Here is a 12,701-nt window from a genome sequence, read left to right as displayed (position 1 = left end):
ACTCAATCTGCAATAAATCACAAATGTCAGTCTTAATCATCTTGATGTGTCCTCCTTAATACCATTTCAAGACTAGGCTTGCCCATGTTAGGCCCGCACCAAATCCTGCAAACGCAACATTATCTCCACGTTTGAAATGTCCTTCACGATATGCTTCATCAAGAGCAATCGCTACAGACGCGGCAGATGTATTACCATACTTATGTAAATTAACAAAAACTTTTTCCATTGGCAGATGCAATCGTTTTGCTGCAGAATCAATAATGCGAATATTTGCTTGATGAGGGATGAAGTAATCTAATTCATTTAGCTCCATACCAGCTCGTTCTAAAGATTTTAAAACAGTGCGTCCCATCGTTTTAACAGCAAATTTATATACTTCAGGGCCATCCATGTGAATGAATGTTAAACCTTCTTCTACACGTTGATCATTGGCTACCACAGCAGTACCACCTGCTGGAATACAAAGTGCTGGTCCACCAGTGCCGTCGGCGCCCATATCAATACCTTTAATACCATAACCTTCAGGTACTTCAGATACTACTGCAGCACCTGCACCATCACCGAAGAGGATACATGTGCCACGATCATTCCAGTTTACTCGACGGGAAAGAATTTCTGCCCCCACAACGAGTACTTTCTTATAAATACCAGAGCTAATATAACTAGCTGCAGTAATCAATCCATATACAAAGCCAGAACATGCCGCTTGTAAATCGTAAGCTGCTGCGTTTTTAGCCCCTAGATTAGCTTGCAAAACACAAGCTGCAGAAGGAATAATCATATCTGGTGTTAAGGTAGCAAAGATAATCATATCGATGTCTTCTGCATTGACCTTAGCCATTTGCAATGCTTTCTTAGCAGCCTCTGTTGCCATATAGGATGTATTCATACCTTCCGGTGCAATGCGTCGTTCTTCTATACCAGTACGTTCTCTAATCCATTGGTCGTTGGTATCAACCATTTTTTCAAGATCAAAGTTTGTTACTACATTGTCAGGAAGGAAGCTCCCAGTACCAATGATCCCTACAGGTTTATTCATCATAGTCATACTTTAAGGCTCCTTCAATTTCCATCGTATCACGAATGTGTTGAATAATTTTACGCTCTACTAGATCATCAGCAATTTCGATAGCACTCTTAATCTCTTTGGCCTTAGAACTGCCATGAGAAATCATAAACAAACCATTAACACCTAAGAGTGGAGCGCCACCATTTTCAGTGTGATCTAAGCGTTTTGCCATTTTTTTCAAAGCTGGCTTTACTAACATAGCACCAATCTTGGCAAAAATACTACCTGCCATAATGCTATCTTTTACTAATTGTGTTAAGCCTGTTACCAAGCCTTCCGCAAATTTCAATACTACATTGCCTACAAAGCCATCACATACAACAACATCAACAGTCCCTTTTGGAATATCACGACCTTCAATGTTACCTTTAAAGTTAATAAGCTTCATACGTTCCAAGATTGGATACGTAGCTAGAACAACATCATTCCCTTTTGTGGATTCTTCACCGATATTTAGTAATCCTACAGTAGGATTTTCTTTACCTAATAAAAGCTTTGCGTATTCAGAACCCATCAAAGCACCTTGTACAAGATGTTTAGGCTTGCAATTTGAATTTGCACCTGAATCTAGCATAACAGTAATACCACTTACTGTAGGCATTGGTGTTGCAATAACAGGGCGATCTACCCCCGTAATGCGGCCAAGACCAAACAAGGCTGCTGCAACAGCAGCTCCGGTGCTACCAGGAGCAATAACAGCATCACAATGATTATCGCGAACTAGCGCTGTAGCTACTACGATAGATGCATCTTTTTTCTTGCGCAATGCTTGACCTGGATGCTCATCCATGCCGATTACTTCACTAGCATGATGTACAGAAATACGTGGATTCTTAGCTTCATTATTAGCTTCTAATATGTTAAAAATTTGCTGCTCATCGCCGACGAGCACCACTTGAATGTGTTCATTTGCTCGTACGGCTTCAATGGATCCTAGTACAGTCTCCAATGGAGCAAAGTCGCCACCCATGGCGTCTATTGCAATTTTCATAATTTACACCCTATTCTCTACGGATTCCATAATAAATTTTGCGCGAAATACTTCTTTTATTTTATCTCTTATGATGACCCAAATAAAGAACTTATTACCTCGGCGGCGAACAATTTCTGCTTTTGCCACCAAATTTGTACCAGCTCCTACTGGGTTCTTGTATTTTATATTTCCAACTTCCGCAGAACAAACAGTAGTACCCATGACTACTTTTGCGAGGGAATTTGCTTGAGCATATAAATACTGTGGCTCTACATGTCCAAATCGATCTTCCATATCAGCCGTAGTCCGTAGCATAGATAATGCTTGTTGCCCTTCAGTGACATCAATCAATTCCCCAACTACTTCATACGGTACATGATCTACCGTTTCTTGTGATTGACCTGTAGCCATTACGCGAATACGTTCACGCAACTCAGGTATTCCCAACTCTAGTCGATCTAGACGAATAGTTGGCACACTTACACTAAAGTGCGTTGCCAATTCTTCATCAGTAAGAAATGGCGTAATATTCAGTTTTTCTTGTAACTGCTTTTGGCGCTCTTGCTTCTTTAACCGACTCATGGGACCACCTTTTATGACCTAGTATTAATATTACATCCTAAGTATATACAATAATTCCCCTATTGGCAAGGCTTTTCATACATATAGTAACAAATTTTAATGACATATACAAAATATAGTTATAATTTTATATTTAAGTATCTTTTAGTTTATAAAAGTATAAAAAAATGCCACTACCTTATAGATTAATCTTACTATAAAATAGTGACACTTACTACTAATTAAGTGGCATATAAAGTTATAAGTATATAACTAAAAACTATATAAGAATATAAAATGAAAAAACATATAAAAAAGACGCCTACCGAAGTAGGCGTCTTTTCATCCGCTCACATATTAAGCATTAGCTACTACTTGCTCACCTTTATAGTGACCACATGTAGGGCAAACACGATGAGGCATCTTAGGTTCGTGGCATTGTGGGCATGCTACATAACCAGGAGCTTCTAATTTCCAATTAGCACGACGACGATCGCGACGGCATTTAGACAATCTACGTTTAGGTACTGCCATTATCTGCACCTCCTTAGTACAATCATTAGGACAATCTATCATCTTTCTCATCAAGCAAAGCACGTAACTCTGCAAATCGAGGATCCACCACAAAGGATTCACAAGAACAAGGTGAAACATTTAAATTTGCTCCGCAATGAACGCACAATCCTTTGCAATCATCCTGACATAACACTTGAGAGGGCTCATTGATGATTAATGTATCCCTAATTAGTTCGGTTAAGTCAATTTCCTCTCCATCGAAAGGAGTCACATCATCCGCAGTATCTCGACGGTCACTAAAGATTTCCTCAAAGGAATCCTTACGATCATGCTCTGTCGAATTTAAACAACGAGAACAATCGTAATCACCTTTAGACTCTATCGAACCTTGAACGATGTAATTTTGACCATCAAACCAAAACTCACCATTAATGGTTATATCATGACGGCTCCAAGGAAAAGCAGTTACGTCACCAAGCTCAGAGGTTGGTATCGTATAGCTATAAGGAAATTTCTTTCCTATATGTTCTTTTGCTTGCTCTACTTGCAGTTTCATAATCTTACCTCGACTCATAATATTATAAACATGACATGGTGCTTTGTCAAATAAAAAAGACTATCTTAAGTGGACTCAAGATAGCCTTTTTGGAAAGTCAATTACATTTTTTCGAATTGGTCTTTACCAACACCGCAAAGTGGGCAAACATAATCAGCTGGTTGATCTTCGAATTTTACGCCTTCAACAGCTTCGTCATAAACCCAACCACATACTACGCATACGTATTTTTCCATGTGTATTTCCTCCTTCACTTGAAAATTTTGTTTAAATTTTATCTTTAATTAAATTAGATACTCTATCTGTAATGTAGTATACCAAAGATATCGAAACTTTTCAATACTCATTTTCTTATTTTCTCAATTTTTCTAATATTTAAAAATCATATATACTATGCGGATTTATCCTACCTTACAAACTTGAAATGTATTATCAATTAGAATTTTGAAATATAACATTAATGTCCTTTGACATTTTAGACCATACTATTTCAAATTTAAGAGTAACAGCTTACTAACAGCTTATTTATTTAATTAACAACTGCAATCCATCTATCTAAGGTATACATAATTTATATATTATACTATTATATATAGAAGAGCTTATATGACTATATAAAAGTTATTATAGGACTATATAGTTTCTAACAAATACACCTAATCACATTAGTATATAAGTATATACTTATACATACTTTTACTTTATTAAAGCTCTGTTTCTTATAAAAGAACAAAAGATTCTTATTTGAAGCTTAATAAAGAATTCGTTTATTACATTGTTATCATAGGAGGATGTATGAGAACAGCTTTAACTCAACTTTTACAAATTGAATACCCTATTATTCAAGGCGCTATGGCTTGGGTATCTGAACACAAATTAGTTGCTGCCGTTGCCAACGCTGGTGCTACTGGTGTAATTGCTCTTGGTGGCCGCGATGCTGAATGGACACGCAATGAGATCCGTGCTTGTAAAGAATTAACAGATAAGCCTTTCGGTGTTAACCTTATGTTAATGGCCCCAAATAAGGATGAATTAGTAGAAATTATCATTGAAGAAAAACCAGCCTTTGTAACTCTTGGCGCTGGTAACCCTGTTCCGTATATTAAACCACTGCAAGATGCAGGCATCAAAGTTATTCCTGTTGTTCCATCTTTGAAACTTGCAAAACGCATCCAAGATGCTGGTGCTGATGCAATGATTATTGAAGGCATGGAAGCTGGTGGACACATCGGTAGCCAAACTACAATGTCTTTAATGGAAAACATTTTACCTGAAATTTCTATCCCTGTTGTTGTGGCTGGCTCTATCGTAGATGGCCGTGGTCTTGCAGCAGCATTACTAATGGGTGCAGCAGGCGTGCAAATGGGCTCTCGTTTCTTGTTAGCCGAAGAATGCCAAGCACATCCAAACATGAAAGAAGCAATCATTAACGCTACAGATACAGATTCTGTTGTAACAGGCCTTCTCTCTGGTCACGGTGGCGTCCGCAGCTTAAAAAATGAATTTACTACACGCTATCTAGCTGCTGAAACTGATGGTGTTACTACACCGGAAGAACGCACTAAAATGTCTCAAGGCACTAACAAACGCGCCGCTATTGATGGGGATGTTGTAAATGGTGCTGTACAAGTAGGCCAAGGTTTAAATCGTCTTACTACTATTGAACCGGCTCATACTATCGTTCAATCTGTAATGAATGAAGCTATTATGTCTATTCGTAAAGCTCAACGCCTTATTGAAATCGTTTAATTAATAATATAGGAGTACTCATGTTACCATTTCACGGAAAATATCCAAAATTAGATCCTAAAAGTTGCGTTATGCCTGGTGCAGAACTTGCTGGTGATGTGGAATTAAAAGAATATGCATCTATCTGGCAAAATTGCGCACTTCGAGGTGACGTAAACAAAATTGTTGTAGGTCGTTACTCTAACGTACAAGACAACTCTGTTTTGCACGTAGATGATGATAAGGCTTGTGTCCTTGGTGATTATGTTACAATTGGTCATGGTGCAATCGTACATGCCAGCACAATTGAGGATAATGTATTAGTTGGTATGGGTGCCATCGTATTGAGTGGTTGCCATATTGGTTCCGGCTCCATCATTGCCGCTGGTGCTGTATTAAAAGAAAATACTGTCATCCCTCCTAACTCTCTAGTAGTTGGGATTCCAGCTCGCGTTGTTCGTACAGATGAAACTCAAATTGAGCGCATTCATAATCAAGCGTTAAAATATAAACACTTGTGGACTGTAGAATACGGTATGCTTCCTGATGCAGGTGGCGAAGAATACGATAAAAACGCTAAAATCGTATAATCACATATACAACAGAAATTGACAAACAAACAAAAGCGGATAGTTGCTTAACAACTATCCGCTCTTTTGTTATAACTACTTACTGCTATTTAATTTTGATTGAATCATCTGCTCTACCATAAGTGCTGTACCCATCGTCAAGGCTATAGGGAACAACATTTCTACAGAGAAGCGAGATAATTCAAGCATAAATACGCAAGAGGTCATAGGCATCTTTTGTGCGAGACCTAAAAATGCTACGGCCCCTACAAAGGCAGCCATTCCTAAGGAAATAGGAGCAACTGCAATGGACCATGCAGTACCAAACACAATGGCCAAGGTGCTACCTAACATCATAGATGGCGTAATACGTCCACCATAGGCACCTGCTGCCAAAGCTAGCAATACAGCAACCCATTTAGTTCCAAATAATCCCAATGCATAGGTCCACGTAATTTCATTCGTAAAGGTTAACTCATTCCCTGCTTTACCATTGCCAAGAATTTCAGGGAAGTACATAGCCATTACACCTACTAGTGTAAAAGCAACGATGGAAATAGGAATCATAACAGGACTACTACGGTGAATAGCTGGCAACTTACTTTGAGTAATATTAAATAATACTACTCCCACAGCAACTATAGCGCCTAAAGCTATGGAAAACTCTACATAATGACTTCCCAAACTAGGCTGTGCCATCGTGTATTGAATAACATCTCCTACACCTGCTTGCCGAGTCACAAAGGTGGCTAATCCGCAGCATACTAAAGCAGCACTCATAGCCCTCATATTCCAAGTGAGCAACAATGTTTCCAACGTAAAGATGGCCGCTGATAAAGGTGAATTATAAACGGCTGCAAGACCAGCCCCTGCAGCACAAGCAATTAAAAGCTGACGATCCTCACGCTTTATGTCAAAGTGATCAACTAAGAATGTGGTAATCCCTGCACTGGCCTCGCGTGGTGCAACCTCTCGCCCTAATGGGGATCCTATACCAACCGTAATAATTTGTAGCGTCGCATGAAGTAAAGTTGTAATAGGATGCATATCCATTTTTCCTGAAACAGCAGCCTTAATATCTACAACACCTTTACCATAGCGATGAATGAGGAACCACCCTACACCCCCTACTACACCACATATAACTAGAGGTATTAAACGCTCTAATGGTGAAACACGTGCTACAGCGGCACCAAAACTCATGTGGTCAGCCGCAGAATAGTGATATACAAACTGTTGAATTCCATGCAATAAATGCGTATAAAAAGCACCCACTAAGCCAGCTATAAAGCCCACTATAATAATGAGACCTATTAATCGTTTATCAAATGCCATACTTACTCCATTGCTAATACGACTTCGCAAGCTTCTAATGTCTTCTTCACATCAATAATGCGTTGATTAGAAGACCCTCTAAAACGTAATGCAGGGTCTCTAAGTTCGTCTATGAATCGACCATCTACGAGGATATCGATTTCCTGTAACAAAGCACTTCTCAACTCATCCTCTAAGATATCATCTATTTCATAGCCTGAATAGGCCCAAATTTTCTTTTCTGGTGCAGCTGCTCGTACAGCTCTTACTACAGGTAATAAACCTTGTACATTTTGGAAAGGCTCGCCCCCCAATAAAGTTAAACCTGAGCAGTTAGGATCCTTAACATAGGATACGACTAAATCTGTTTCTGCCTGTGTCCATTCTTTACCGGCATTAAAATCTTGGTATTCCTCGTTAAAGCAGTTATAACAACAATGCGTACAGCCAGTCACAAAAATAGACGTACGAATTCCTTCTCCATTGGCAATATCATATTGTCTTATTTGCCCATATCTCATCATAACCTCCATAGTAGTGCCTATCAACTTTGACTAACACTATATAGATATATTTCTATTTCTCTCAAATACAGTAAAAGCTGTGCCATAGGCACAGCTTTTACCTTGTATATATGATAACTATAATTCTAATACTTTTAAATGTGCATTACCCGATCTTTGATTTCTTTAGTACGACCTTCGTTCCAGAAGTTTTCGCCTAGGTAACCACATGTACGGCGGATAACAGTTAATTTATCGCGGTTCGTATTGTGACAGCGAGGACATTCCCATTCATTATGCTCGTTTACCTTGATTTCTCCATCAAAGCCACATTCATGGCAGTAGTCGGATTTCGTATTAAACTCAGCATAAGAAATGTGATCGTAAATATATTGAATCATGGTCAAAATAGCTGGAATATTATTAGTCATATTCGGGATTTCCGCATAGGAAATACAGCCGCCTGTAGATTTCTTTTGGAACTCAGACTCGAAAGCAAATTTATCAAATACATTAATCTCTTCACGAACATTTACGTGATAGCTATTAGTGTAATACCCTTTATCTGTAATGTCTTCAATAACACCAAAACGAGCCCGGTCTAAAGAGGAGAATCGATTTGTTAAGCTTTCAGCAGGAGTACCGTATAAACCAAAGCCAAGATTATGTTTATCATGCCATAAGTCAATAGCTGCATTTAGACGATCCATGATTTTCATAGCAAATACTCGGCCTTTTTCGCCTGTATTCGACTCACCTGTAATCAAGCGAGTAGCTTCATAGATGCCGATGTAACCAAGAGAAATCGTTGCATAACCGCCGGATAAGAAACGACTGATTTTTTCACCTTTTTTAAGGCGTGCAATGGCACCATGTTGCCAATGAATTGGAGACACATCGCTCACTACATCTTTTAAAAGATTGTAGCGTAATAACAATGCTTTTTCTGCTAATTCAAGACGTTTATCTAAAATTTCAAAATATTTTTCTTCGCTACCGCGAGCCAAAATACCAATTTGTGGCAAGTTTAAGCTCACAACGCCCATGTTAAAGCGTCCATCAAATTTGTAGTTCCCTTGTTCATCCTTCCAAGGAGATAAGAAAGAACGACAACCCATTGGACTAAATACATTCCCTTCATAGTTTTCCTTCATTTTTTTAGCGGAAATATAATCTGGGTACATCCGTTTAGCCGTACATTGTGCAGCTAATTCAGTTAAGTAATAATAAGGGCTATCTGGTGTTACATTATGTTCATCAAGAACATAAATCAACTTAGGGAAAGCAGGTGTAATATATACATCAGCTTCATTTTTTACGCCTTTAATACGTTGACGTAAAATTTCTTCCGTAATGAGAGCGGCTTCCTTAGCGTATTCGTAATCAGGTTGGAAATACATAAACAATGTAACAAATGGAGATTGACCATTTGTAGTCATCAATGTATTAATTTGATACTGGATAGTTTGAATACCATCCTTAACCTCTTTACGCGTACGTTTCCAAGCGATTTCACGAGCCTTTTCCATATTTGGCTCCATGCCGTAAATCTCAACTTGTTCTTCAATAACATTGTTAAGGATTTTTTCATAAGACTTACGCACAAATGGCGCCAAAATACGATCGATGCCGTTAATACTTTGACCGCCATATTGACCAGATGCAACTTGGGCAATGATTTGTGTTGTAACTGTACATGCAACTTGGAAGGATTTAGGTGTATCAATTTTCTTACCATTGATTACCGTGCCATTTGTAAGCATGTCTTCCAAATTGATTAAGCAGCAGTTAAACATAGGTTGGATAATATAGTCCATATCATGGAAATGGATGGCACCACTATCATGGGCCTCTAAAATATCCGTAGGAATCAATTTACGGCGTGCAATGTCCTTAGACACCTCACCAGCAATTAAATCACGTTGTGTAGATACAATCGCTGCATCCTTATTAGAGTTCTCATCAAGAACACTAACATTACTGCGATCTAACAAACCAATTACATCATCATCTGTTGTATTTTGACGACGTTTGAAAGCTTGCACAGCTTTGTAACCTTCATAGGCACGTGCCGTTGCAGGATTATGATACTCAATCAACTTATAATACACTTGATCTTCAATAGCATAAATTGTCATATCTTTTTGGAGCTTTTGAGCATACTCTTCAATTTCATCTGCAATACGCTCTGCTAACCCCTCTTCGTACAACCCTGTACTACTATGCTCAGCCTTTTCAATAGCTAAAGCAATTTTGTGTTTGTCGAAAGGTACCTTTGTACCATCCCGTTTGATGACCTGCAACATATTGGCAACCTCCCCATTTTGTTACCGCTGAAAAATATGTTAAGACATAGAAAAAAGTATGGAAAACCATACTTTTTATAAATTTATATGTAAAAATGTAAAGAATTATTAGAAAACTCTCTATTTCTACTGCCTCCTCAGTATACTATATATGGTGGTTGTTTTCAAGTCCAAATACAATATAAAGTAAAAATAGGTTCTTTTACCCATACCAATATAGCATGAATAAAAGAACCTATATAAATTATAATGCAAAGCCAAATAGACGTGTCAAGAAATTGGATTTTTGACCTACCCAACTAGATGGTACCGCTGGATAGAATGTGCGATTAGCCAAAAGATCTCGCTCATTAAGATGGATATTAGGGAGCAAATCTTTTTTGTACGTGCTATCTAATTTAGAAATAGCTTCTACATAACTTTGATGTGCTTGTACATTACTTTCACTGCTATAACCAGTACCAAAGAAATGAATCAAACCATTGCGGTACAATTCAATAGCTCTTTGGTAATTAGCATTATTGTGGTTAAAAGATGCCATATTGCATTGAATCAAAATGCCGTTATCAACCCACTCCAATAATTGTTCAGGTTTAGTAAACAATTGACGGTGAGATTCTACTTCGCTAATGATAGGAACAATACCCATATCAAGTAAGCTTAGCAACCATGCATTAACATGATGAACTTTGCTATTTTGAGGTAATGCTACTAACATGAAATGGCTATTCCCCAAAAGATATTGATTGCGATGAGCAGCAATATATTCAACCATTTCATCACAAAGTAGAACACGAGCACCACTGTGAATAGTTACATCCACTTGTTGTTCCCCTACAGCAAGCTTCACATCATTCAATGTTGTTTCTATCTCATCCCATGTATTCATATCCATAGATACGGTTACATCAGGTGTACTAAAAATATCTGTAATACCTTGTTCAGCCAAGGATTTTATCATTTTTACTGATTCTGCCATTGTTTGTGGCCCTTGAGGACCTAACACAGCTGGCAAAATGCAACCATGTAAATCAACCACGCGATTCATAATCTTTCCCTTCTACTTACGATAATCCCTTACAGAAATCGTCCTCTTTTATAAAGTTCATGTTTATCTCATTTAAGTTTCATTTTCTATTCATGATTATAACAGGGTAAAAGTCGCTTGTATAGTGGTTTTTATATAAAAATAGATAAATTATAATGTGTTCATTTAATAATCTATTTAAATTTTCATCTAAATTTCATTAAAAAATGCCTCATAATCTTTGTGATTATGAGGCATTTTATACTCATTTTGTATATTATCAACAGTTTATTTTTTATATATGCTTTTTTTCTGAGTTATACCATAGGCTAACTTTACTAAGAATATACCAATAATAACCCCTATTGTGTCAATAATAACATCGGTAAACTGAGAGCTCCGACCTGGTGAAAATCTTTGTATAAATTCATCAAGAATAGCTATCGCCATCCCTAGACCAAGTGTTTTAAAGACGGTTCCATATTCAATATAGCGACGTAAAATCGCATATAAAACGCCACCAAGGATTGTAAACTCTGTTAGATGTGCTAATTTCCGAACAACCCTATTTAAAGCCCATATATTTCCATGAAAGCCTAGTTTATGTGCTATAGGCGCTAACTTTTCTGCAAACATAAGGCTAAATCCATCAGAGGAGCCTCCATTTTGCAATGAATTATCCCATATAAAAAACACAATCAGACCTAACACAATATATAGTATCCAACGTTTCATACTACTCTCCTAAACGTCACAATACATATAGCTAAATCAATCGCGGTCAAATATATCTCTCGTATAAACCTTATCTTTTACATCCTCTAAAGATGGATCCCATCGATTAGCCACAATAACATCGCTGACGCGTTTAAAATCTTCAAAGTTTTTAATCACCGGTGAATTGAAGAAGTCTTCTGCATCAAGAGTCGGTTCATAAACAACGACAGGAATACCTTTAGCCTTGATGCGCTTCATAACACCTTGAATTGCTGATGCTCTAAAGTTATCAGAGTTCATTTTCATCGTCAAGCGATAGATGCCAACAATTTTTGGGTTTTTAGCTATAATAGCATCTGCCACATGGTCTTTACGTGTTCTATTCGCATCAACAATAGCAGAGATTAAATTTTGTGGTACATCATTGTAGTTGGCTAATAATTGTTTCGTATCTTTTGGCAAGCAGTAACCACCATAACCAAATGACGGATTGTTATAAAAATCACCAATACGAGGATCTAAACATACACCATTAATGATTTGGCTTGTACTAAGACCACGTACCTCCGCATAGGAATCAAGCTCATTAAAGTATGCCACACGCAAAGCCAAGTAGGTATTAGCAAATAATTTAATAGCCTCTGCTTCTGTAGAGTCTGTATATAATTGTGGTACATTTTCTTTAAGCGCACCATCGGCTAACAGTTGTCCAAAACGACGTGCCCGTTCAGAGACTTCACCTACAACAATACGAGATGGATACAAGTTATCGTATAATGCTTTACCTTCACGCAAGAATTCAGGGGAGAAGATTAAATTCTCAGTTTTAAACTCTTCACGCATTTGTACAGTATACCCT

The 12,701-nt window shown here is 37.7% G+C and carries 14 protein-coding genes; 2 read left to right on the top strand and 12 right to left on the bottom strand.

The window, feature by feature from the left end:
• Positions 1-55 precede the first annotated feature (55 nt).
• From Q0F90_RS03735 to Q0F90_RS03710, 6 genes are all read right to left on the bottom strand, one after another.
• Positions 56-1,051 (bottom strand): beta-ketoacyl-ACP synthase III, encoded by a 996-nt coding sequence (locus tag Q0F90_RS03735; RefSeq protein ID WP_296003474.1) that lies wholly within the window; start codon positions 1,049-1,051, stop codon positions 56-58.
• Positions 1,035-2,063 (bottom strand): phosphate acyltransferase PlsX, encoded by a 1,029-nt coding sequence (gene plsX / locus Q0F90_RS03730; protein ID WP_296003471.1) that lies wholly within the window; start codon positions 2,061-2,063, stop codon positions 1,035-1,037. The genes Q0F90_RS03735 and plsX overlap by 17 nt, the downstream gene beginning before the upstream one ends.
• A gap of 3 nt (positions 2,064-2,066) precedes the next feature.
• Entirely contained in the window at positions 2,067-2,627 is a 561-nt protein-coding gene (fapR, locus tag Q0F90_RS03725; RefSeq protein ID WP_296003469.1) for a transcription factor FapR, read from the bottom strand.
• Between the two features lie 336 nt (positions 2,628-2,963).
• Positions 2,964-3,140: a 50S ribosomal protein L32 gene (gene rpmF, locus Q0F90_RS03720; RefSeq protein WP_004693428.1), complete on the bottom strand. Its 177-nt coding sequence runs from the start codon at positions 3,138-3,140 to the stop codon at positions 2,964-2,966.
• A gap of 25 nt (positions 3,141-3,165) precedes the next feature.
• Positions 3,166-3,678 carry a DUF177 domain-containing protein gene (locus tag Q0F90_RS03715; protein WP_296003468.1) on the bottom strand — a complete coding sequence of 171 codons (513 nt, stop codon included), beginning with the start codon at positions 3,676-3,678 and terminating at the stop codon, positions 3,166-3,168.
• A 101-nt stretch (positions 3,679-3,779) separates the two neighbouring features.
• Entirely contained in the window at positions 3,780-3,914 is a 135-nt protein-coding gene (locus tag Q0F90_RS03710; protein WP_009372088.1) for a rubredoxin, read from the bottom strand.
• A 559-nt stretch (positions 3,915-4,473) separates the two neighbouring features.
• Between Q0F90_RS03710 and Q0F90_RS03705 the strand changes: the two genes are divergently transcribed.
• Both Q0F90_RS03705 and Q0F90_RS03700 read left to right on the top strand, forming a co-directional pair.
• Complete coding sequence (locus Q0F90_RS03705; protein ID WP_296003465.1) at positions 4,474-5,427, top strand: nitronate monooxygenase; 954 nt, start codon at positions 4,474-4,476, stop codon at positions 5,425-5,427.
• A 20-nt stretch (positions 5,428-5,447) separates the two neighbouring features.
• Positions 5,448-5,996: a gamma carbonic anhydrase family protein gene (locus Q0F90_RS03700; RefSeq protein ID WP_265137454.1), complete on the top strand. Its 549-nt coding sequence runs from the start codon at positions 5,448-5,450 to the stop codon at positions 5,994-5,996.
• 75 nt (positions 5,997-6,071) lie between these two features.
• Here the strand turns inward: Q0F90_RS03700 and Q0F90_RS03695 are convergent, their stop codons facing one another.
• From Q0F90_RS03695 to Q0F90_RS03670, 6 genes are all read right to left on the bottom strand, one after another.
• Positions 6,072-7,310, bottom strand: coding sequence for a chloride channel protein (locus Q0F90_RS03695; RefSeq protein WP_296003460.1), 1,239 nt, complete (start codon positions 7,308-7,310; stop codon positions 6,072-6,074).
• Between the two features lie 2 nt (positions 7,311-7,312).
• The gene (gene nrdG / locus Q0F90_RS03690) at positions 7,313-7,810 is read right to left on the bottom strand and encodes an anaerobic ribonucleoside-triphosphate reductase activating protein (RefSeq protein ID WP_296003476.1); all 498 of its coding nucleotides are present in this window, start codon (positions 7,808-7,810) and stop codon (positions 7,313-7,315) included.
• 137 nt (positions 7,811-7,947) lie between these two features.
• Entirely contained in the window at positions 7,948-10,098 is a 2,151-nt protein-coding gene (gene nrdD / locus Q0F90_RS03685) for an anaerobic ribonucleoside-triphosphate reductase (RefSeq protein WP_296003458.1), read from the bottom strand.
• A 244-nt stretch (positions 10,099-10,342) separates the two neighbouring features.
• Positions 10,343-11,146, bottom strand: a complete 804-nt coding sequence (locus Q0F90_RS03680) for a tyrosine-protein phosphatase (protein ID WP_296003456.1) — start codon at positions 11,144-11,146, stop codon at positions 10,343-10,345.
• 267 nt (positions 11,147-11,413) lie between these two features.
• Complete coding sequence (locus Q0F90_RS03675; protein ID WP_296003455.1) at positions 11,414-11,860, bottom strand: VanZ family protein; 447 nt, start codon at positions 11,858-11,860, stop codon at positions 11,414-11,416.
• Between the two features lie 36 nt (positions 11,861-11,896).
• On the bottom strand, positions 11,897-12,701 hold an 805-nt coding region (locus tag Q0F90_RS03670), incomplete at its 5' end, for a nucleotide sugar dehydrogenase (protein WP_296003453.1).

The organism is uncultured Veillonella sp. (assembly GCF_934190855.1).
In the GTDB taxonomy this organism is placed as follows: Bacteria; Bacillota; Negativicutes; order Veillonellales; family Veillonellaceae; genus Veillonella.
Note: the sequence above shows the minus strand (reverse complement) of the source record. Positions and strands in the feature narration are given on the sequence as shown.